The organism is Nocardiopsis sp. NPDC006198 (assembly GCF_040613895.1).
GTDB classification, from domain to species: domain Bacteria; phylum Actinomycetota; class Actinomycetes; order Streptosporangiales; family Streptosporangiaceae; genus Nocardiopsis; species Nocardiopsis tropica.
This window is the reverse complement of the sequence record NZ_JBEXSY010000058.1, coordinates 1-22313: the sequence shown is the minus strand read 5'-3', so window position 1 is coordinate 22313 and position 22313 is coordinate 1. Positions and strand designations below refer to the sequence as shown.

17 protein-coding genes are annotated in these 22313 nt (G+C 73.2%); 12 read left to right on the top strand and 5 right to left on the bottom strand.

The genetic code is table 11. The annotated features are described in order from the left end of the window. Nucleotides 1–76: 76 nt before the first annotated feature. Together ABZ234_RS27350 and ABZ234_RS27345 are read right to left on the bottom strand one after the other, a co-directional pair. Nucleotides 77–1003 (bottom strand): alpha/beta hydrolase, encoded by a 927-nt coding sequence (locus ABZ234_RS27350; protein ID WP_355013940.1) that lies wholly within the window; start codon nt 1001–1003, stop codon nt 77–79. 456 nt (nt 1004–1459) lie between these two features. Then, entirely contained in the window at nt 1460–2212 is a 753-nt protein-coding gene (locus ABZ234_RS27345; RefSeq protein ID WP_355013939.1) for a MerR family transcriptional regulator, read from the bottom strand. A gap of 280 nt (nt 2213–2492) precedes the next feature. Here ABZ234_RS27345 and ABZ234_RS27340 point away from each other — a divergent pair, with 280 nt between their 5' ends. Further along, nucleotides 2493–4610, top strand: coding sequence for an SMI1/KNR4 family protein (locus ABZ234_RS27340; RefSeq protein WP_355013938.1), 2118 nt, complete (start codon nt 2493–2495; stop codon nt 4608–4610). 121 nt (nt 4611–4731) lie between these two features. Here the strand turns inward: ABZ234_RS27340 and ABZ234_RS27335 are convergent, their stop codons facing one another. After that, on the bottom strand, nt 4732–5709 hold the full coding sequence (locus ABZ234_RS27335; RefSeq protein WP_267947365.1) for a LacI family DNA-binding transcriptional regulator: 978 nt from the start codon (nt 5707–5709) through the stop codon (nt 4732–4734). A 184-nt stretch (nt 5710–5893) separates the two neighbouring features. On the opposite strand from ABZ234_RS27335, the gene ABZ234_RS27330 reads away from it, so the two are divergent. From ABZ234_RS27330 to ABZ234_RS27295, 8 genes are all read left to right on the top strand, one after another. Further along, complete coding sequence (locus ABZ234_RS27330; RefSeq protein WP_355013937.1) at nt 5894–6715, top strand: ABC transporter permease; 822 nt, start codon at nt 5894–5896, stop codon at nt 6713–6715. Then, nucleotides 6712–7509 carry an ABC transporter permease gene (locus tag ABZ234_RS27325; protein WP_344179170.1) on the top strand — a complete coding sequence of 266 codons (798 nt, stop codon included), beginning with the start codon at nt 6712–6714 and terminating at the stop codon, nt 7507–7509. Before ABZ234_RS27330 ends, ABZ234_RS27325 begins: the two co-directional genes overlap by 4 nt. Further along, the gene (locus tag ABZ234_RS27320; protein WP_355013936.1) at nt 7506–8522 is read left to right on the top strand and encodes an ABC transporter ATP-binding protein; all 1017 of its coding nucleotides are present in this window, start codon (nt 7506–7508) and stop codon (nt 8520–8522) included. The genes ABZ234_RS27325 and ABZ234_RS27320 overlap by 4 nt, the downstream gene beginning before the upstream one ends. Before the next feature lie 83 nt (nt 8523–8605). Beyond that, complete coding sequence (locus tag ABZ234_RS27315; RefSeq protein WP_267947369.1) at nt 8606–9667, top strand: extracellular solute-binding protein; 1062 nt, start codon at nt 8606–8608, stop codon at nt 9665–9667. A 92-nt stretch (nt 9668–9759) separates the two neighbouring features. Then, nucleotides 9760–10884, top strand: coding sequence for a hypothetical protein (locus tag ABZ234_RS27310; RefSeq protein ID WP_355013935.1), 1125 nt, complete (start codon nt 9760–9762; stop codon nt 10882–10884). A 504-nt stretch (nt 10885–11388) separates the two neighbouring features. Further along, nucleotides 11389–12756: an MFS transporter gene (locus ABZ234_RS27305; RefSeq protein WP_355013934.1), complete on the top strand. Its 1368-nt coding sequence runs from the start codon at nt 11389–11391 to the stop codon at nt 12754–12756. A gap of 215 nt (nt 12757–12971) precedes the next feature. Next, nucleotides 12972–13538 (top strand): DUF1349 domain-containing protein, encoded by a 567-nt coding sequence (locus tag ABZ234_RS27300; protein ID WP_355013933.1) that lies wholly within the window; start codon nt 12972–12974, stop codon nt 13536–13538. Between the two features lie 316 nt (nt 13539–13854). Then, nucleotides 13855–14313 carry a DUF4383 domain-containing protein gene (locus ABZ234_RS27295; protein ID WP_355013932.1) on the top strand — a complete coding sequence of 153 codons (459 nt, stop codon included), beginning with the start codon at nt 13855–13857 and terminating at the stop codon, nt 14311–14313. Between the two features lie 70 nt (nt 14314–14383). Here ABZ234_RS27295 and ABZ234_RS27290 read toward each other — a convergent pair whose 3' ends face one another. Continuing rightward, nucleotides 14384–14842 (bottom strand): hypothetical protein, encoded by a 459-nt coding sequence (locus ABZ234_RS27290; protein WP_355013947.1) that lies wholly within the window; start codon nt 14840–14842, stop codon nt 14384–14386. A 17-nt stretch (nt 14843–14859) separates the two neighbouring features. Next, a complete protein-coding gene (locus tag ABZ234_RS27285; protein WP_355013931.1) occupies nt 14860–16518 on the bottom strand; it encodes a catalase in 1659 nt (552 codons plus the stop codon). 360 nt (nt 16519–16878) lie between these two features. Between ABZ234_RS27285 and fdh the strand changes: the two genes are divergently transcribed. The 3 genes from fdh to nrfD all read left to right on the top strand — a co-directional run bounded on the left by fdh (nt 16879) and on the right by nrfD (nt 22180). Continuing rightward, nucleotides 16879–20109 carry a formate dehydrogenase gene (gene fdh, locus ABZ234_RS27280; protein ID WP_355013930.1) on the top strand — a complete coding sequence of 1077 codons (3231 nt, stop codon included), beginning with the start codon at nt 16879–16881 and terminating at the stop codon, nt 20107–20109. A gap of 110 nt (nt 20110–20219) precedes the next feature. After that, the gene (locus ABZ234_RS27275; protein ID WP_330157573.1) at nt 20220–21044 is read left to right on the top strand and encodes a 4Fe-4S dicluster domain-containing protein; all 825 of its coding nucleotides are present in this window, start codon (nt 20220–20222) and stop codon (nt 21042–21044) included. After that, a complete protein-coding gene (gene nrfD, locus ABZ234_RS27270) occupies nt 21041–22180 on the top strand; it encodes an NrfD/PsrC family molybdoenzyme membrane anchor subunit (RefSeq protein ID WP_355013929.1) in 1140 nt (379 codons plus the stop codon). The genes ABZ234_RS27275 and nrfD overlap by 4 nt, the downstream gene beginning before the upstream one ends. Nucleotides 22181–22313 lie beyond the last annotated feature (133 nt).

Sequence of the window (22313 nt, the reverse complement as noted above, 5' to 3'; positions counted from 1 at the left end):
GTGTCGACAGGTGCCCGGATCGACACGCCGACCCGGCCGCGGCCGGGGACCCCGCCGCGGGTGCGGACGCCCGGCGTCAGGCGGCGGCCTGGTCCGTGACGCGCCGGACGGCCTCGACGGCGATCCCGGGCTGGTCGACGTGGATGTAGTGCCCGCTCTCCTCGGCGGTGCTGAGCTCGCTGAGGCCGGAGACCCCGCTCCACTTCTCCTGGCCCTCGGCCCACACGCGCTCCAGGTCGGCGCCGTACTCGGGGATCTCCCCGAGGTACTGCACCCCGTGCTGGATGATCTCCGTCGGGATGTCCCCGGCGGAGCGCACCTCCGGGTCGCTCTCGATGACGATCTGCTCCGGGTTCTCACCCTCGAACACGGCGAGGTTCTGGGCGCGCACCTCGGCGCCCGGCCCGGTGGCCGTCTCGGGGATCACGCCGGTGATGTCGTCGAGCATCGTCGGGGACGTGGCGTCCAGCAGGACCAGTCCCGCGACCCTGTCCTGGTGGTCGGGGGCGTAGCGGGCGGCGATCAGCCCGCCCAGCGAGTGGCCGACCAGGACGACCGGGCCGTCGCCGGCGATGTCGTCGAGGACGGCGGTCAGGGTCTCGCCGACGTCGGCGATGCTCTGGGGGCCGTCCGGCTGGTCGCTCGCGCCCTCGCCGAACCGGTCGTAGGAGCAGACCCGGTCCCCGTCGCTCAGGGTCTCCTGGAGGTCGGCCATGGTGTCCAGCCCGTCGCCCATCCCGGCCATCAGGACGACGACCGGCCGGTCGTCCGCAGGGAGGCCGGAACAGGACACGTTCACGGAGCCGCCCCCGACCTCGAGCGTCTTGGTTCCCGTGAACAGCTCTCCGTCGGTCATCACGTCCTCGGCGGCGGTCTCCAGGTCGGTCCGGACCTCGTCCAGGCCGGACCGCACGTCGGAGAGCGGCCCGCATCCGGTGAGCGCCGTGACGGCGACGGTGCAGCACAGTGCGGTCAGGGCGGTCGCCCGGACGGTGCGGGGCATGGGGTCCTCCAGAGGAACGGGTTGAGGGAGCGGACGTCGCCAGGGGCGTCGGCGCCGTTCACCGCGGCACGGACCGCGCGGCCCGACGGAACGCGGCGACTGGGGAGAACGCTACGGACGCGGCGGGTCGGCGTCGTCACCACACGGTGGACACCTGCTTGTCGCTCGCACGGGGGACAGGGGCGGCCTCCGGACGGCACGGCCTCCGTTCACCTGCGCCGATGCGCCCCGGGTCGAAGGGGCGGGCGTACCCGGGGTGCTCCGGCGGCTCCTCCGGCCGCGCCTGAGCGCGGCGCCGGGTCGACAAGTCCCCGGGTCGACAAAGCTCCGGGTCGACAGGTCCCCGGGTCGACACACGGCCGCGGCGACGTGTCGACCCGGCCGCGGTCGGCACTCCCGGCGGCGGTCCCGCGTCCGGCGCCGGACACCCCGGCGCGGCGCCGGACGCGTGCGCGGTCACGCCCGGTCGTCCCGCGCGGACCCCGGAGGGTTCTTCAACAGCTTTCCCAGGCGGACCATGACGTCGATCTGGGCGGGGTTGTAGAGGTCCTTGAGGGCGGTGACGCTCGTCTCCGCGGCGTACCGGGGGCGCTTCGGCGCGATCAGGTTCAGGTCCCCCAGCACGGGGTGGTCGGCGAGGAGCCCGCGGACGGGACCGGCGAGCCGCTCCGCCAGCTCGCGGCGCGTCTCCTCGTCGGCGTCCTCGGGCAGGTCGTCGAATTCGGCCTCCTCATCGACGACCCTGCAGTCCTTGAGCGCCTCGCTGTAGGAGCCCATCGCGGAGGGGTCCATCAGCCGCGTCATGACGACGACGAACGCGCGGTCGGCGTCGCTCATGTCCACGTCGGCGGTGGCGAGGGCCATCTCGGGCGGGAGCTCGGTGGGCGCCGACCTGCGCAGGACCAGGGCGAGCTCCAGGCGCACCCGCTGGAGCCGCTCGATCGTGGACTCCAGTTCGGCGTCCAGGCTCCGCAGCGCCTCGTCCGGGTAGGAGTCGGCCTCGCCCATGTCGGCGATCTGGGCCAGGGAGAACCCCAGCTCCGCCAGGCGCTTGATCCTCAGGACCCGGATCAGGTGCGCCACCCCGTAGCTCTTGTAGCCGTTGGAGCGCCGTTCCGGCTCCTCCAGCAGGCCCACCTCGTGGTAGTGCCGCACCGCCCGCACGCTCGTGCCGGCGAGCTCCGCCAATTGCCGGGTGCTCCAGGCCATGCCCGTCCCTCCTCGAAGTTCCCGCCCCTCGGCGCGGACGCGCCGACGGTACCCATGGGAAACCATGCCCCTACGGCATGGTCAAGCCCCGCCGTCGCGGCGCACACCGCAGCGACGGGGGCGCGGCGCCCGCCGGAGCGGCCGGGAACCCCGGAGCCGCCGTGTGCTCCGCGCGGCTCCGACTGTCGGCCCGCGCGCGTAGCCTTCCCCCGTCCCCGGGGCGCGGTCGTCCGCGCAGCCGGACAGCACCCCTCCCCTCCTCCCCTCACTTGGAGCCCTCATGCCGGAGCACATGCCCGCCCTCGTCTTCCTCACCGAACGGCAGAGGAGCGGGACGGGGCGGTGGACCTCCGACCACGGACTGGTCGTCGGGTTCGAGGCCGGTCCGGCCGTGCCGCTCGCCCGACTCGACTGGCGGGACGTCGACGGCGCCGAGGCGGTGATCGGGTTCGACCCCGGGATGACCGCCTTCGTCGGCCTGCGGGTCGCCGCGGACGGCACCTCCTACGAGTGGCGGGGCCGTCTGGTGCAGCGGACCTCGGCCGGCCCCCACCGCTTCCTGGTCGCGGGCGGCCGGGCGGACGAGGAGCTGCGCCTGCTCGTCGAGGACGGCGGGGCGCCGGTCTCGCGGTTCGGCTGGGCCGACCGCGAGGGCGGCGGCGGCTCGGTCCTCCTGCGCTCCGTGGACCTGGACGAGTCCGCCTCGATGGTCGAGATCACCGACCGGGTGCGCGAGGTGCGGGCGGGGAACGAGCACGCGAGGGCGGGCGAGGTCGCCCTCAACGTGCTCGACGCGACGGCCGCCAAGTGGCTCTCCTGGCGGGACGCCGACTTCCTGGAGTTCACCATGGAGGAGCCCGTCCGGGTCCGGCACTACGCGCTGGAGTCGGCCAACGACTTCGCCGACCGCGACCCCAGGGACTGGGTGCTCCAGGGCTCACAGGACGGCCGGACGTGGGTGGACCTCGACGCGCGCGCCGACGAGACCTTCCCGCAGCGGCACCACGCCCGCGACTTCCACGTGACCGGCGAGGCCTCCGAGGAGTCCTACCGGTTCCTGAGGCTGGAGATCACCCGCAACTCCGGCGGGGGCGAGACCCAGCTGTGCCGGGTCCGGTTCTTCTCCGGCAGGCGCTCGTACGAGGCGTTCACCGGCCACCGCTACGCGGCGGGGGAGGCACCGGCGCCGTACGCGGGCATCGCCGCCGAGCTCGTGGAGGGCGCCCCGAACACCGTCGGGAGCTGGCGGTCCTTCCTCGCCGAGTACAGCGCCGACATGCTGCGGGTCCTGGAGCCGGGCGAGCTCGTGGAGACGACCGGCGAACAGCGCGCCGCGTCCTGGCTGGGCTACGAGGGCGCCTCCGAGGAGCGGATCGCGGCCCTGGAGGAAAGGCTCGGGACCCCGCTGCCGCCCAGCTACAGGTCGTTCCTCGGGGCCTCCGACGGCTGGACCAGGATGGGCATGTTCATGTACGCCCTCCTCCCCGCCGACGAGGCCGGCTGGGCGGACGACTTCCACGACGAGGCGATGCTCGACGAGGAGGAGCTGAAGGAGGACGGACTGGTCGGCCCGTTCCTCGTGGTCTCCGGCGCCAGCGACGCGCAGACCTGGCTGCTCGACGCGGGGGACGTCTCCCCCGACGGCGAGTGGGCGGCCTACGTGTGGGCGAGCTGGTACCCCGGGCTGGGCGAGCGCCACCGCTCCTTCGCGGACCTGGTCGTCGCCGAGCGCGCCTCGTTCGAGGAGCTGAGCGGGTCGGAGGGCCGGCCGGTGCGCCCGGAGGGCGCCGAGGACCTCCTGGCCCGGGGGCGCGCTGCGGCGCTGCGCGGCCGGGTGACCGACGCGATGGAGACCTTCCGCAAGGCCGAGGAGAAGGGGTCGGGCGCCGCCGCCTACCTCAGGGCGGTGCTCTCGGCCTTCCTCGACGTCAACGGGATCCACCACGAGCTGCGCGGACTCCTGCACCGGCCCCACGTGGTGGCCGAGGTCGGTGTCGGGCAGATCGAGTCCGAGGCCCTTCCGCTCTACCTGTACAGCGCCGGACTGGACGCCCACGGGAGCACGGCCTTCGCGGTCCGCGCGCTGGGCGGCGGGGCGACGGGCTTCGAGCTGCCGTCGACCGACGAGGAGCGGGACGCCCTGCTCGCCTCCCGCCGGGCCCCGGAGCCGCCCGCCTTCGAGCGCGCCCTGGACCGGGCCCGCGCCCTGGTGGCACGGGGCGCCGGCGACGAGGCCTGGGCCGTCATCGAGGAGGCGCTGGCCGAGTGGTACCCGGTCTCGCCGAACCGCGTCGCGCCGGTCGTCCTGCTCACCGACCCCGCCCTGCGCGGCGCGGTCACCCCGAGCCGGGCGCGCGAGGTGGTGTTCACCCCGCGCGGCGTCCACCCGGACGTCTGACCGGGGACGGGGCGCCCGGGGGCGGGGCCGTCCTCCGTCCGGGCGCCGCCGGGTCCGCCACCGCCGCCGCGGTGGCGGACCCGGCGGCGCTCTGCGCCCGGGACGGGGAAGCCGTCCCGGGTCACGCGTCCACGGGCTCCGCGGTGTCGGGCCAGCGCACCGGCACGGGCAGGCGCCGGCGCTCGGCCGGGAGGGGGTGCCGTGGGTCGGCGGCGATCCGGGCGAGCAGCAGGTCCGCGGCCTCACGGCCGAGTTCGGCGCCGTCGACGTCGATGGCCGGTACGCCGCGCATCGCCAGGGACTCCACGACCATGCGCTCCGAGCTGACCGTGACGGGGCGTCCGGCGGGCTCGGCGGCCAGCGCGAACATCAGGCCCAGCCCGATGGCGGTCGCGTAGGGCACCACCGCGGTCGCGCCGGAGTCCCGCACGGAGGGCGCGACCGCCACCCCCGCGGCGAAGGTGGAGGGGTGGGGTCCCAGGACGGTCAGTTCGGCGCGGCCGGAGGCGGCGGAGGTGACGGCGGCCGTCCGCTGGCGGTCCTGCCAGGAGCCCGCCGGCCCGCCGACGTAGACGATCCGTTCGTGGCCGTCGTCCACCAGGCGCGACACCAGGAAGCCGAACGCGGTCGCGGTGTCGGCCACGGCCGAGGTCATCCCCTCGATCTCGCGGTCGACCAGCACGGTGGGCTTGAGCTCCCCCGCGGCGCGGACCACGTCGTCCGGTCCGCGCGGGGCCACGACGACGAAGCCGTCGACCTGGCTGGCCAGGCGGGTGAAGGCCCCCGGCGCGTCCGGGGAGTCCAGGGGGTGCACCGCCACGGTGAGCTGGAGGTCGGCCTCCCCCGCCCGTGCCTGGGCGCCGCCGATGATGGGCGTGAAGAAGCTGTTGTCCAGGGTGGGCACCACCAGGGCGACGATGCCGGTGCGCCCCCGCGCGAGCTGGCGTGCGGCGCGGTTGGGGACGAACCCCAGCTGCTTCGCCGCGGCCCTGACCCGGGCGGCGGTCTCGGGGGCCACCAGCTCCTCACGGCTCAGCGCGCGGGACGCGGTCGCCTTCGACACCGCGGCGAGCGCGGCCACGTCGGCCAGAGTGGGCACGGATTCGCCTCCAGGTCTCGTCGGTCAACCCTAGCCCGGTCGCGGGGCACGGGCTCGGCCACCGGGTCTCGCAGGTCGTTACACGGTGTTTACACGGATGATGCTGCGTGGACGCGTCCTCGCACCCTAGGGTGTGTGAAACCGGTTGTGCAACCGGTTTCATCACGCCCGAAGGAGGAAGGCCGTGCACTCACGCAAGTCGGCCCTCTTGCTCGTGCCCGGGTTGGCCTTCCTGCTCGTGGGGTTCCTCGTCCCGACGCTGCTGATGCTCTTCTCCCCGCCGGGCACGGGAGCCGCGGAGGTCTTCGTCCGGCTCGGCCGGATGCTCACGGACCCCTACGACCTGCGCATCATCTGGCGCACGGTCCGCCTGGGGCTGATCGTGACGGCGCTCTGCGTCGGGCTCGGGTTCCCGATCGCCTACCTGCTGGCCCGCTCCACCTCGCGCTGGGCGGGTGTCCTGCTCGCGCTCGCGATCTTCCCGCTGCTCCTCAGCAACGTCGTGCGCACCTTCGGGTGGCTGGTCATCCTGGGCGCGAACGGCGCCGTCGGCCAGGCCCTCGTCGCGACGGGACTCGTGGACAGGGCGCCGCAGCTGCTCTACACCGAGCTCGCCATCGTCCTCGGCCTCACCCAGCTGTTCCTGCCGCTCGCGGTCATCTCCTGCTACTCGGCGGTCGCCCAGGTCGACCCCGGCCTCGACGAGGCCGCCCGGGGGCTGGGCGCGGGCCGGGTCCGCACCTTCTGGAGCGTCGTGGTGCCGCTCTCGTCGCCGGGCATCGTCGTGGCGGCCACCCTGGTCTTCGCCGGCGCCGTCACCGCCTACACCACGCCCTACCTCCTGGGCGGCTCGGGCCAGCGCATGCTCGCCACACAGCTCTACGCCTACTCCAGCGTCACGGTGGACTGGGCCTCGGCCTCGGCCACCGCGCTCGTCATGACGGTGCTCGTCTTCCTCGTCTCCGGCCTGTCCTCCGCCTTCGGCCGCAAGGGGGCCACAGCGTGAACACCCGCCGCCCCGTCGCGGCCGCGCTCGCGGTCGCCGGATACGTCGTCATGCTCGTGCCGATCCTGTTCGTGGTCGTCACCGCGTTCACCGCGGGCAGCACGCTCCGCTTCCCGCCGGAGGGGCTCTCCACCCGGTGGTTCGAGGAGGCGCTGGGCTACGAGCCCTTCCTCACCGCGCTCGTGTCGAGCCTCCAGCTGGCGGCGCTGGCCACCGCGCTCGCGCTGCTGATCGGCGTGCCCGTGGCCGTCGCGATCCACCGGGGCCGGATCCCCGGCAAGGGCCTGGTCGAGGGCCTGTTCCTGTCGCCGCTCATCGTCCCGGAACTGGTGGTGGGGCTCGCCCTCTACCAGCAGCTCATGATCGGGTTCGGGCTCGACAGCCTCACCGCGCTGACGCTCGGGCACACCGCGCTCATGGTCCCCTACGCGGTGCGCGTCACGGGGGCGTCCCTGGCGCTGGCCGACCCGCACGTCGAGGAGGCCGCCCGGGGCCTCGGGGCCTCGCCCCTGAGGACCTTCGCGACGGTGACCCTGCCGCTGCTGCGCCCGGGGATCTTCTCGGCCGCGCTCCTGAGCTTCGTCACCTCCTTCAACAACGTGCCGCTCTCCCTGCTGCTCCAGACCCGGGAGTTCCGCACCCTGCCCGTCACGATGCTCGACTACGTCCAGCAGAGCTACGACCCCATGGTCGCGGCGATGGCCACGCTCATCCTCGCGGGCACCGTCGTCCTCGCCGTCATCGCCGAACGCACCGTCGGCTTCGCCAAGATCTTCGGAGGTATCAACCGATGACCAGCGCTGCCGAGTTCGTCGGCGTCAGCCAGAAGTTCGGTGACTTCACCGCGGTCGACGACCTCAGCCTGACCATCGCCGAGGGGCGGCTCACGACGCTCCTCGGCCCCAGCGGCTGCGGCAAGACCACGAGCCTGCGCATGCTGGCCGGGTACTCCAGGCCCACCGCGGGGACCATCCGGATCGCGGGACGGGACTGCACGCGCGTTCCCCCGGAACGGCGCGACCTGGGCATGGTCTTCCAGTCCTACGCGCTCTTCCCGCACATGACCGTCGCGGACAACGTCGGCTACGGCCTCAAGCTCCGCCGGGTCGCGAAGGAGGAGCGGCGGCGCCGGGTCATGGAGACCCTGGAGCTGGTGGGCCTGGCCCACCTCGCCGGGAACAGGCCCAAGAAGCTCTCCGGCGGACAGCAGCAGCGCGTGGCCCTCGCCCGCGCCATCGCGATCCGCCCCAAGCTCCTGCTGCTCGACGAGCCCCTCTCCAACCTGGACGCGCGCCTGCGCGTGCAGATGCGGGCCGAGATCCGCCGCATCCAGGCGGAGACGGGCCTGACCGTCGTCCTGGTCACGCACGACCAGGACGAGGCACTGGAGATGTCCGACGACATGGTGCTCATGCGGGCGGGGCGGGTGATGCAGCAGGGGCCGCCGCGCGAGGTCTTCCCCGCTCCGGCCAACCGCTTCGTCGCCGAGTTCCTGGGCTACGAGAACTTCCTCGCCGACGCCGAGGGCCGGACCCTCACGGTCCGGCCCGAGAACCTCCGCGTCGCCGCGGGGGCCGCGGACGCCGACGCCCCGGCCGGCCCCGGCGGGCTGCTCCTGCGGGGCACGGTGGCCCACATCGCCTACCGCGGGGCCGACCTCCTGGTCACCGTGGACGCGACCGACGACACCGGCGCGGCCGTGCGCCTGGTCTGCGACGTGCGCGGCGGTGCGGCCGAGGGCCTCTCGCCCGGGGGCGAGGTGACCGTCGACGCCCGGGAGGGCGCCCTGGTGCGCCTGCCCGACTGACCCCGTCCCCCGCGGACCGGAACCCCGGCCCGCTCCGAACCGCCCGGATCCGCCGGGCGTCCGGCGAGAGGAAACCGCACGCCATGTCCCACGCCATCCGCCGCCCCGGCCCGATCCTGACCGCGGGCGTCGCGGCCGCGGTCGTCCTCACCGGCTGCTCCTCCTCGGACGACGAGAGCGCGGACGCCCTCGTCGTGAGCACCTTCCCGTTCGGGGTGGAGGAGTTCCAGGAGGCCGTCGTCGACCCCTTCACGGAGGCGACCGGGATCGAGGTCGTCCTCGACACCGGCTCCAACTCCGACCGCCTCTCCAAGCTGGACCTGGAGGGCGGGGGCGGGTCCGACGTCGTCCTCATCTCCGACTACTACGCCGCCCTCGGCCAGGAGGGCGGGCTCTTCCAGGAGGTGGACGCCGAGCAGGTCCCCCACCTCGCGGAGATCGCCGACTTCGCCGTCGAGGAGGGCTACTCCGGTCCGGCGTACAGCTACCAGCTCAACGGCACGCTCTACAACACGGACGAGCTGGGGGCCGAGGAGGCCGCCGACTGGGGGCTCTACGGCTCCGAGGCCCACGCCGGGCGGCTGGCCCTGCCCGACATCTCGGTCACCGCGGGCCAGCTGATGGTCTCCGGTGTGGCCGAGACCTACGGCGAGGGCCCCTACGACATCGACACCGCCCTCGACACCCTGGGCGGCTGGGCCCCCGGCGTGCTCCAGTTCTACACGTCGACGACGGAGGTCACCAACCTCCTCGCCCAGGGCGAGATCGTGGCCGCCGACGCGCTGAGCGGCTTCGCGACGGAGATGGTCGCCGCGGGTGAGCCGGTCGCCTGGACCCCGCCCGCCAGCGGGTCCTACATGGCCACCAACCGGGCGATGATCCCCGTCGGCGCCGCGCACGCGGAGGACGCGCACGCCTTTGTCGACTACCTGCTGTCGCCCGAGGCCCAGACCGCCTCGGCCGAACTGGTCGGGGACATGCCGGTGCACCCCGACGCCACCGTGCCCGCCACGATCACCGACGTGGTCGGCGACGTCGCCGACGACCCGATCGCCGCGGGCTACGGGACCCTCGACCCCGCCGAGCTCGTCCCCACGCGCGGCGAGTGGGTCGAGCGCTTCGCCCGCGAGGTCACCGCGGGCTGAGAGCGCCGCCCCCGGGCCCCGCGGCGCGATCCGCGCAGCGGGGCCCGACCCGTACCACCCGTACCACCCGTTTCCAACCAGACCGGGAGCCCATGAACACCCCGCACAGCCTTCCCGCCGACTACGTCGCCAGGATGCCCAAGGCGGAGCTGCACTGCCACCTCATCGGGACCGTGCGCGCGTCGACCTTCGCCGAGCTGGCCAGGAGGGAGGGTCTCGACCTGCCGGCGGAGCCCGAGCGCGTGTACGCCGACATCAACTCGCTGCCGCCCGACCCCGACCTGTACCGGAACACGCGCATCCCCGTCCCCCAGGACAGGTCCCCCGACGAGCCGGAGGTGTCCTACTCGCTCTTCCAGGTCTCGCGCTGGGTCACGGAGGTGCTGCGCGACGCCGACGACCTGACCCGCATCGTCTACGAGGCCTTCGAGGACGCGCACCGGACCAGCTCCACCCGCCACCTGGAGCTCTTCTTCGACGCGCCGCCCGCGCACCTGGCCGGGCTCGGCTACTCGGGCTGCGTCGAGGCCTACGCCGAGGGCATCCGCATGGCCGAGCGCGACTTCGGCATGAGCGGGTTCCTGATCCAGGGCATCGACCGCAGCCGGAGCGGCGAGGACGCCCTCGCCCTGGTGCGGCAGGTGGTCGACCACCCGCACGAGTACGTCGCCGGGATCGGGCTCGACAACCTGGAGACCGCCGGACCGCCCGAGCGCTTCGCCGAGGCGTACGCCCTCGCGGGCCGGGCGGGGCTGGGGCGCACCGCCCACTCCTCCGAGCACGTCCCCACCGCGGTCAACACCATCACCTGCCTCGACCTGCTCGGCTGCGACCGCATCGACCACGGCTACTACGTCCTGGAGGACGACGCCGTCGTGGAGCGGCTCCGCGAGCAGGGGGTCGCGTTCACCGTCGCCTCCACCACCTCGCGCCGCTCGTGGCGTCCGTGGCGCCGCGCCTCGATCAGCGCCATGCTCGACGCGGGGCTGAACGTCGTCCCCTGCTCCGACGACCCGGGGATGTTCCCGACGAGCCTGGCCGCCGAGTACCGGATCATGTCCGAGGAGATCGGGGCGTCCGCGGACCGGCTCCGCGCCATGGCCCTGGCCGGGGTGGAGGCGAGCTGGCTCCCCGCCGACCGCAAGGCCGCCCTGCGCAGCCGGTTCGAGAAGGAGCTGGCGGCCCTGGACGACGAGTTCGGCCTGTCCCGGGTGTGACCCGGGCGGCGGGCGGGCGCGCACGCGGCCCGCGACGGCGGTTCCGCCCGGCGTGCGGACGCCGCCGGAACGCGGGAGCCGCGCACCGTCGGCGGCGGAGGGGCCCACCGGAGGAACCGGTGGGCCCCTCCGCCGTGTGGGGCCGCCGCGCCCCCTTCCCGGCGGTGCCGCGCCGACGGGCTCCGGGCCGCCGTCCCGGGAGGGCCGCGGGCGCCCTCCGGCCGGGGCCGGTTGTCCGCTCCGTGCCCGAATCCTCACCGACCGTTCGGTCAGGTTATGGCCTCTCATCTGCGATAAAGGGACCCCATTGTCAAAAGTGCCTTGAGTCACATGGCATGGTGTCCGTATGGTCTGTGTGCCCCGTCACGTCCCCGCGAAGGACGCGGACGACGTGTCCGGCGCGCGCGACCGCGCCCCGGACCGGTGACCGTCCTCCCGGCCACCGAGGGCCGAGCCCCTCAGCAGAACCCGACCCCCGGTCGGCAGAGAACCTACGGAGCAGCAATGGCACCTTCCGACCCCGCGGCCCCCGTGCCGGCCGACGCCGTCGAGACAAGGGAGCGCCGCCGCGTCCTGGCGGGCACCATGGTCGGCACGACCATCGAGTGGTACGACTTCTTCATCTACGCGCAGGCCGCCGGCCTGGTGCTCGCGCCGCTGTTCCTCGCACCGCTGTCCGAGACCAGCCCCGCGGTGGCCCAGGTGCTCTCGTTCGCCACCATCGGCATCTCGTTCCTCTTCCGGCCGCTGGGCGCGATCGTCGCCGGCGCCCTCGGCGACAAGTTCGGCCGCAAGCAGGTGCTCGTCGCCACCCTCGTCATGATGGGCCTGGCCACCTTCCTCATCGGCGCCCTGCCCACCTACGCCCAGATCGGCGTGGCGGCGCCCGTCCTCCTGATCCTCCTGCGCATCCTCCAGGGCTTCTCCGCGGGCGGCGAGTGGGGCGGGGCCGCGCTGATGTCGGTGGAGCACGCGCCGACCGGGAAGCGCGGCTACTTCGGCGCCTACCCGCAGATCGGCGTCCCCTGCGGCATGATCCTCGCGACCTTCGTCGTCTGGGCGATCACCGTGGTCATCGGCCAGGAGGCGTTCCTGGCCTGGGGCTGGCGCATCCCGTTCCTGATGTCCTTCCTGCTGATCATCGTCGGCCACCTCATCCGCAAGTCCGTGGAGGAGTCCCCGGTCTTCAAGCTGATGCAGGAGCGCCGGGCCAAGGCCTCCGCGCCGCTGCGCCGGCTGTTCCGCAACAACGCCAGGGAGGTCGTCCTCTCCGCGCTGATCTTCCTCGCCAACAACGCGGCCGGGTACCTCGTGATCGCGTTCCTCGCGACGTACGCGTCCCGCCCGGTGGAGGAGTTCGGCCTGGGCATGGAGCGCGGACCGGTACTGCTGGCGACCACGCTCGCCTCGTTCGGCTGGCTGATCTCCACCCTGTACGGCGGATGGCTCTGCGACCGGATCGGCCGGGTGCGCACCTTCCAGATCGGCTACGCGATGCTGGCCGCCTGGGCCGTGCCGATGTGGTTCATGATCGACACGGGCAACGTCCTGATGTACTTCGTCGCGGTCTTCGTGTTCACCCTCGGCATGGGCCTCAGCTACGGCCCCCAGTCGGCGCTGTACGCGGAGATGTTCCCCGCCGAGATCCGCTACTCGGGCGTGTCGATCGGCTACGCGCTCGGCGCCATCCTCGGCGGCGCGTTCGCGCCGATGATCGCGGAGCTGCTGCTGACCAGCTTCGACGCCTCGTGGACCATCGGCGCCTACATCGTGGTGGCCTGTGCCGTCTCCTTCGTCGCCGTCTCGATGGTGAAGGAGCCCATGGGCGTCGACCTGCACGTGGACGACGCCGAGCCCACCCCCGCCCCCTAGGCGCCCCCCCCGGGCGGAGGGCCGGTACGCCGGCCCTCCGCCCCCGGGCCGCTTTCCCGCCCGGTCTCCCCGCCGCCTCGTCTCTGTGTCGCCGTATCTCTGTGTCGCCCTGTCGCCGTGTCACTCTGTCGCCGTGTCGACCTGTGGACATGGCGATCCGTCCGCGTGGGAGCCCTCCCATAGACTTCTCGCCTCCCGACCCGAGAGGTGGCGCCGTGCTCCCCGAGATGACCTGGCTCAACGAACCTCCCCACTGGACCGAGGACGACGGCGTCCTCACGGTCACGACCGGAAGCCGTACGGACTTCTGGCGCCGGACCCACTACGGGTTCGTCCACGACGACGGGCACTTCCGGCACGCGACCGCGACCGGTGACTTCACCCTCCAGGCCACCTTCGGCGGAGGCTACGAGGTCCAGTACGACCAGGTCGGCCTCATGGTCCGGGCGGACGAGGAGCACTGGGTCAAGGCGGGCGTCGAGTTCACCGAGGGCGCGCTCACCCTGAGCACGGTCCTCACCCGCGGCCACTCCGACTGGTCGGTGGTGCCGCTCGAGCACACCGGCGAGGTCACCCTCCGCGTGATCCGCACCGGCGACGCGCTCAACGTCCAGTACCTCGACGGTGACGCGGGCTGGCGCCTCCTGCGGCTGGGGTACCTGCCGCTGCCGGAGTCCTGCCAGGTCGGGGTCATGTGCTGTTCGCCCGAGCGGGAGGGGTTCCGGGCCGTCTTCCGCGACCTGACGCTCTCCGCCGAGATCCCGGGGGACCTGCACGCGTAGCGTCGCCCCCGCGGGACCGTTTGTCGACAGACCGACAGACCGACAGGGAGCCCCCGGGGCGCTTGCGGCGTGTCCGCCGGGACGGTGCCGTCGGCCGCGTGCCGCGGCGGAGGTCCCCCGGCGGGCGCGCCGTGTCCCCGACCGGCTCCGGTCCCCGGGGCCTCCGGGCGCGTGACCTGCCCGTTCGCCGGTGTCGGCATGCCGTGCGCGGGGGTCTCCCGGGTGTGTTTTCCACATCACTTCGGGTAGTGGGGGCGATACCCCTCGCCGGAAGGGGAGGGGCGGATGGGGCTAATCCGACCAATGTGGAGGAATCATGTCCGATCGGACTCCGACCCAGGGCGTGACCCGGCTGTCCCGGCAGCCGATCCGACTCGCCGCCCTCATCGTCGGCATCGTCTTCCTGCTGGTGGGGATCATGGGGTTCATCCCCGGTCTGACCACGAACACCGACCAGCTGCAGTTCGCCGGCCACCACTCCGAGGCGCACCTGCTCGGCCTCTTCCAGGTGTCGATCCTGCACAACCTGGTCCACCTGCTCTTCGGCGTGGCCGGGGTGGCGATGGCCCGCACCGCGGCCTCGGCGAAGCTCTTCCTCGTCGGCGGTGGCGTGATCTACCTGGTGCTCTGGCTCTACGGCCTGGTGATCGACTTCGACAGCGCCGCGAACTTCGTGCCGCTCAACGACGCCGACAACTGGCTCCACCTGGGCCTGGGGCTGGGCATGATCGCCCTCGGCCTGCTCCTGGCACCCTCGCGCAGGACCCGAGGCTAGCCGGAACGGGCTCACACGACGGGCCCCGACCCCCGACGAGGGGGCCGGGGCCCGTCGCGGCCCCGGCGGATCAGCTCCGGTCGAGCCACTCGTAGGCGGCTCCGGCGGCGCAGGCGTAGACCGTGTGGTGCAGCAGGTCCAGGCCGATCTCCCCGGCCCCCCACCGCCAGGCGGGAGGCGCCGTGCCGGTGGCCGGCAGGACGACCTGCTCGCCTCCCCACACCGCGGCCAGGTGGACGGCCGCCGCTCCGGGGCCGCGCAGGCCGGCGGCGCCGAGCAGCCCGCGGACCGCTCCCCAGGAGGTCCCGTAGCCCCAGTGGACGAGGGCGCCGAACCTGCGCCCGCCCGCGTCGTCCCTCGGCCTGACGCCGAGCAGCCTCCCGGCGGCGTCGGCCGGGGCCGAGCTGTCGGCGCGGCCCCGCAGCCGTGCCTCGACCGTGCTGGACACGGTCATGGCGGCGGTGCCGACCAGCCCTGCCAGCAGGCCCCGGCCGACGGCCGACGAGGCGTTCCCCAGGGCTCTCCCCATGTCCACGGCCGCCGCCCTCAGCGCTCGACCACGTGCCGGGTGTTGGGCACGCAGTGGGTCATGGTCAGCCCCGACACGTCGCGGGCCCCGTTCCGGCCCAGGCGGCCCAGGCGCTCGCGGTCCTCCCCGGTCAGGTCCTGGCTCTGGAGCGGCTTCAGGTGGGACACGTCCTCGGGGCCGATGCCCAGCCCCTTGCCGACGCGCAGCCCCAGGTCGTCCTCGACCAGGAGGAAGTGCCAGACCATGCGCTCCTGGATCGGGCGGTCGCACTGGGAGAGCAGCGTCGTGAAGTTGTGGACGAGGTCGTCCCGCTCCCACTGCTCCATCAGGAGGTAGCGCTGGCCCGCCTGCTTGTAGTCGTTGGTGCGGGAGATGCGCGCCCGCGTGAGCTTGCCCCGGATCTCCGGGCCCTGGTCGTCGTGCGTGGGGTACTGCCCCTCGCGCAGGCCGCCGGTGATGGAGGGCTCGTAGTTGACGTGCGGGTTCTCCCCGGCGGGGTCCTGGTAGTAGTTCATCTGGCCGTCGCGCTGGTTGGTCCGCACGTTCGCGTTCCTGGCCTGGTTCACCGGGAGCTGGAGGTAGTTGGGCCCCACACGGTAGCGCTGGGTGTCGCTGTAGGAGAAGGTGCGCCCGACGAGCATCTTGTCGTCGGAGAAGTCCAGGCCGTCCACGAGGACACCGGTGCCGAAGGAGATCTGCTCGTTCTCGGCGAAGTTGTTCGCGACGTTGCGGTCGAGCACGATCCTTCCCACCGGCTTGGGCGGGAAGTCCTGCTCCGGCCACGTCTTGGTGTCGTCCAGCGGGTCGAAGTCCAGTTCGGGGTGCTCGTCGTCGCTCATCATCTGCACGAGCAGCTCCCACTCGGGGTGGTCGCCGCGCTCGATCGCCTCGTGCAGGTCCTTGGTCGCGTGCCCGGTCTCGGTCGCCTGGATGTTGGCGGCGTCGGCCTCGGTCATGCTCCGCACGCCCTGCTTGGGCATCCACGTGTACTTGACCAGGACCGTGTTCCCGGTGGCGTCGACCCACTTGTAGGTGTTGACGCCGAAGCCCTGCTGGTGCCGGTAGTCCGCGGGGATGCCGCGCGGGCTGAACAGGTTGACCAGCATGTGCATGCACTCGGGTGTCTGCGACATGAAGTCGAAGATGCGGTTCGGTTCCTGGCGGAAGGTGACCGGGTCCGGTTTGAGGGCGTGGATCACGTCGGGGAACTTGATGGCGTCGCGGATGAAGAACACCGCGAGGTTGTTGCCCACCAGGTCCCAGTTGCCGTCCTCGGTGTAGAACTTGATGGCGAATCCGCGCGGGTCGCGGGCGCACTCCGAGGAGTCCCGGCCGCCGATGACGGTCGAGAAGCGCAGTGCCACGTCGGTCCGCTTGCCCTTGCCCTGGAAGAGTCTGGCCCGCGTGTAGCGGTCGATCGGCTCGTCCCCCCACGTGCCGTAGGACTCGAAGTAGCCGAACGCGGTGGCGCCGCGGGCGTGCACCACCCGCTCCGGGATGCGCTCCCGGTCGAAGTGGCTGATCTTCTCCAGGAACTGGTAGTTCTCCAGGGTCGCGGGCCCCCGCTCGCCGACCGTGCGCTGGTTCTGGTTGTCGTAGACAGGGTGGCCCTGCCTGTTCGTGAGCACCTCGCGGTCGTCCCCGGGAAAGGAGCCCTGGCTGGATACGTCGGTCATGTGACTGGTCCCCCGCCTGTCGTCATGATGTGTCCCTCACAGCCTCGCACCTGCCCGACTCCGGGCCCGCTAACGCAGGGCAAAGGCATTTCTTACCGGGCGGAGGGCGTGTCGGGACCGTCTCCCGGTCCGGGGGGACGCGGACGGGGCCCGGTCCCCGGCCGCGCCGACCTCGGTGTTTCACGTGAAACATCCGGGCGCCCGGGCCCGTGGAACCCCCGTCCCAGGCGAGTTCCATGACTGTCCCATGAGCGGCGTGTCCTCCCCCGCCGCCGCCCGCGCCTCGCGGACGGTGGAGCCGTGTGCCCGCGGGTCAGCGGGAGAGGTCGACGGGCCCGCGGGGCCGGTTCGGGGGCGAGCATGGGCGTACGCACGTGGATCGAGTCGTGGCCGGTGTACCGGCAGGCCACCGGCGGGGACCGCCTCGGCCGGGGCGCCGCCGCCCGCTCCGGGGCCACGGAGGAGCTGCGGCCCCGCACCGCCGACGCCGACCGTGTCGTCAAGTCGGTCTGCCCCTACTGCGCCGTCGGATGCGGTCAGAACGTGTACGTCAAGGACGAGCGCGTCATCCAGATCGAGGGGAACCCGGACTCCCCCATCAGCCGGGGGCGCCTGTGCCCCAAGGGCTCGGCCAGCCTCCAGCTCACCACCGGTTCGGCCCGCGAGGAGAAGGTCCTCTACCGGCGCCCGTACGGCGCCGACTGGGAGGAGCTCGACCTCGGCACGGCGATGTCCATGGTCGCCGAGCGCGTGGCGCGCACCCGGGACGAGACGTGGGAGGAGGAGGTCGACGGGCGCCGTGTCGCGCGGACCCTCGGCATCGCCGGCCTCGGCGGCGCGACGCTGGACAACGAGGAGAACTACCTCATCAAGAAGCTGTTCACGGCGCTGGGCGTGGTCCAGGTGGAGAACCAGGCGCGCGTGTGCCACAGCTCCACGGTCGCCGGGCTCGGCACCTCCTTCGGCCGCGGCGGGTCGACCACCTTCCTCCAGGACCTCCAGAACTCCGACTGCATCGTGATCGAGGGGTCCAACTTCGCGGAGGCGCACCCGGTCGGCTTCCAGTGGGTGATGGAGGCCAAGGCGCGCGGCGCCGTCGTCATCCACGTGGACCCCCGGTTCAGCCGCACCAGCGCGCTGGCCGACCTGCACGTCCCCCTCCGGGCGGGTACCGACATCGCCTTCCTCGGGGCGATCGTCAACCACGTCCTCACCGAGGAGAAGTACTTCCGTGACTACCTCCTGGAGTTCACGAACGCGGCGACGATCGTCTCCGAGGAGTTCCGGGACACCGAGGACCTGGACGGGCTCTTCTCCGGCTTCGACGCCGAGGGCCGGTGCTACGACACCTCCAGCTGGATGTACGACGGGGCGCCGGTCGCTGCCGCGGCGGGCGACCGCGCCAACTTCGACCGCGTGCGGGGCACGGGCCGGCCCGAACAGCAGGGGTCTGGCGGCGCGGTGATGAGCAGCGTCCCCCGCGAGGACCGGACGCTGACCGACCCGCGCTGCGTGTTCCAGATCCTCCGCCGGCACTACTCGCGCTACACGCCGGAGCTCGTCGAGGAGGTGTGCGGGGTGTCCCGGGAGGTGTTCGCCCGGGTCTGCGACCACCTGACCCGCAACTCGGGCCGGGACCGCACCTCGGCGTTCTGCTACGCGGTGGGCTGGACCCAGCACACCGTCGGCTCCCAGTACATCCGGGCCGCGTCCGTCCTCCAGCTCCTGCTGGGCAACATCGGCCGGCCCGGCGGCGGCATCATGGCGCTGCGGGGGCACGCCAGCATCCAGGGGTCCAGTGACATCCCCACGCTGTTCGACCTGCTGCCCGGGTACCTGCCGATGCCCCACGTCGCCCACGAGGGGTCCCTGCAGGAGTACATCAGGACCAACGGCGCCTCCTACAAGGGCTTCTGGACGAACATGGAGGCCTACACCGTCAGCCTGCTCAAGGCCTGGTGGGGCGACCACGCCACGGAGGAGAACGGCTACCGCTTCGGCCACCTGCCGCACCTGACCGGCTCGCACAGCACCTACGACACGGTCATGGCGCAGATCCGCGGCGAGTGCCGGGGCTACTTCCTCATGGGCGAGAACCCGGCCGTGGGCTCCGCCAACAGCCGCGCGCAGCGGATGGGCATGGCCAACCTCGAATGGCTGGTGGTCCGCGACTTCTCCCTCATCGAGAGCGCCACGTGGTGGAAGGACGGGCCCGAGATCGAGTCCGGCGAGCTCCGCACGGAGGACATCGCCACGGAGGTGTTCTTCTTCCCGGCGGCCTGCCACACGGAGAAGGAGGGCACCTTCACCAACACCAACCGCACGGTCCAGTGGCGCGACCGCGCCGTGCGCCCGAAGGGCGACCAGCGCAGCGACCTGTGGTTCGTCCACCGGCTCGGCACGATGCTGCGCGCGCTCCTCGCCGACTCGGGGCTCGACCGGGACCTGCCCCTGCTCGAACTGACCTGGGACTACCCGACCGACGAGCACGGCGACCCCGACGCGGCGGCGGTCCTGGCCGAGATCAACGGCCGCGGCCCGGACGGCGCCCCGCTCGGCTCCTACACCGAGCTGAGGGCGGACGGCAGCACGAGCTGCGGCTGCTGGATCTACTGCGGGGTCTACGCCGACGGCGTCAACCAGGCGGCGCGCCGCAAGCCCGGGGCGGAGCAGGACTGGGTGGCCGCCGAGTGGGCCTGGAGCTGGCCGGCCAACCGGAGGCTGCTGTACAACCGGGCGTCGGCCGACGCGGAGGGCCGGCCGTGGAGCGAGCGCAAGGCGCTGGTGTGGTGGGACGCCGGGCGCGGTGAGTGGACCGGACACGACGTCCCCGACTTCGAGCTGCACAAGGCGCCGGACTACCGGCCGCCGGAGGGGGCCCGGGGCGTGGAGGCCCTCAGCGGGACCGACGCGTTCATCATGCAGGCCGACGGGCGGGCGTGGCTGTACGCGCCGACCGGCCTCCACGACGGGCCGCTGCCCACCCACTACGAGCCGCAGGAGACCCCCTTCGAGAACCCGCTCTACGGTCGGCAGCGCAACCCCACCCGGCTCCTGTACCCGCACGAGTACAACCGGTACCACCCGCAGGCGGGGACCCCGGGAGCGGAGGTCTACCCCTACCTGGTGACCACCTACCGCCTCACGGAGCACTTCACGGCCGGGGGCATGAGCCGGTGGACCCCCTACCTCGCGGAGCTCCAGCCCGCGTTCTTCTGCGAGGTCGGCCCCGAGCTGGCCGCCGAGCGGGGCCTGGAGCACGGGGGCTGGGCCACCCTCGTCACCGCCCGCGCCGCCATCGAGGCGCGGGTCCTGGTCACCGACCGCATGGCGCCGCTGCGCGTCCAGGGGCGGGTCGTCCACACGATCGGCCTCCCCTACCACTGGGGCCCCAACGGTTACACGACCGGCGACGCCGCCAACGAACTCATGTCCATCGCGCTCGAACCCAACACGCACATCCAGGAGGTCAAGGCGCTCACCGCCGACATCGTCCCGGGGCGTCGGCCGCGCGGTGCGGACAGGGAGGAGCTGGTGCGCTCGCACCGCGAGCGCGCCGGGATCACCGAGCGGACCGGAACGGAGGTGTGACCGTGGTCGTGCGGAGCGCGCGGGGACACGGGGACCCGGGGGAGAGCGGGACCGGGCAGGGGTACGGGGACGAGCAGCGGGAGCGGGTCGGGTTCTTCACCGACACCAGCGTGTGCATCGGCTGCAAGGCCTGCGAGGTCGCCTGCAAGGAGTGGAACTCCGTACCCGAGGACGGCCTGGACTTCACCGCCATGTCGTTCGACAACAGCGTCGGCCTGGGGGCGGACACCTGGCGCCACGTGGCCTTCGTCGAGCAGCGGCGACCGCTGGGCCACCAGGACGCGGGCGTGGGCCGCCCCGCGCCGGTCGACCTCGGCATGCCGTCCACGGAACTCCCCGGCGCCTACACCGGCGAGGAGGAGCGCGAGGAGTTCCGGTGGCTCATGGCCTCGGACGTGTGCAAGCACTGCACCAGCGCCGCCTGCCTGGACGTGTGCCCGACGGGCTCGCTGTTCCGCACCGAGTTCGGCACCGTGGTCGTCCAGCAGGACATCTGCAACGGCTGCGGGTACTGCGTCTCGGCCTGTCCCTACGGCGTCATCGACCGCCGCGAGGACGACGGCCGGGCCTGGAAGTGCACCATGTGCTACGACCGGATCGGCGACGGCATGGAACCGGCCTGCGCCAAGGCCTGCCCCACCGACTCCATCCAGTTCGGGAACCTGGACGAGCTGCGGGAGCGCGCGGCGAGGCGCCTGGAGGACCTCCACGGGGCGGGGGTCTCCTCGGCCCGGCTGTACGGCGAGGACCCCGGCGACGGGGTGGGCGGCAACGCGGCCTTCTTCCTGCTGCTGGACGAGCCCGAGGTCTACGGGATGCCGCCGGACCCGGTGGTCACCACCCGGGACCTGCCGTCGATGTGGGCGCACGCGGGCCTGGCGGCCGCCGCGTTGCTGGTCGGAGCGGCCGCCGCGTTCGCGGGGAGGCGACGGTGAGCACGTCGGACGTGACGAGGGAGGGCGTGCGGGGGCAGCGGCCCGGACGGGACGCGGTCACCGGGAGCGCACGGGTGGTCGGGGAGGAGCAGCGCCGCCGGCACGGCGGGCGGCGCGGCGGGCCCACGCGGGCGCCCGACGCCGAGTTCCGCTCCTACTACGGGCGGCCCGTCCTCAACCAGGTGGTGTGGGAGGCCTCCGACATCGGCGGGTACCTGTTCCTGGGCGGGCTGGCCGGCGCGTCGTCGGTCCTCGCGGCCGGGGCCGATCTCACCGGCCGGGACGCCCTGGCGCGCCCGCTCAAGTACACGGCCCTCGCCGCGATCTCCGGGTCCGTGGTGGCGCTCGTCCACGACCTGGGGCGGCCCGAGCGCTTCCTGAACATGCTCCGCGTGGTCAAGCCGACCTCGCCGATGAGCGTGGGGACGTGGATCCTCACGGCGTACGGGCCGCTCGCCGGGGTCGCCGCGGTGACCGCCGCGACCGGGTGGTTCCCGCGGATCGGCCGGGCGGCCACCCTCGGCGCCGCGGCGGTGGGGCCCCTGGTCGCCACCTACACGGCCCCCCTGGTGTGCGACACCGCCGTACCGTCCTGGCACGAGGGGTACCGGTACATGCCGTTCCTGTTCGCGGCCTCGGCCTCGGCCGCGGCGGGAGGGGCGGGGCTGGTGGCCTCGCCCCTCGGGCAGAGCGGACCCGCGCGCCGGGCCGCCGTGGGCGGCGCGCTCGTGGAGACGGCGGTGTCCACCGCCATGGAGCACCGGATGGGACTGGCCGGGGAGCCCTACCGGCTGGGCACGGCGGGCGCCTTCGTCCGCGCGGCCAAGGCCCTGACCCTGGCCGGCGCGGCCGGGGCCGTGCTGGGCCGCCGCAGCCGGACGGTGTCCGCGCTGAGCGGCGCCGCACTGCTCGCCGGTTCGGCGTGTACCCGGTTGGGGGTCTTCCACGCCGGGAAGCAGTCCGCCGCCGACCCGAAGTACACGGTGGTGCCCCAGCGCAGGCGGATGGCCGAACGGGCCGCCGGGGCGGACGGCGGGCAGGAGGCCCGGGCCGAGGCGGCCGGACGCGTCGCGGGGCGGGCCGGGGCCGGCGGCGCCGGAGGCGGGGACGCGGCGGGCGGGGACGCCGGGGCGTGAACCGGCCGAGGTGGTACCGGCGGGGGGGGGGGGGGGGGGCCCCCCCCCCCCCCCGGGGGGGGGAAGGAAACCCGCGACGGAACCCACAAAGACCCCCGCAAGGGGTTAAACCCGCCCCGCGGCCCCAGAAGCA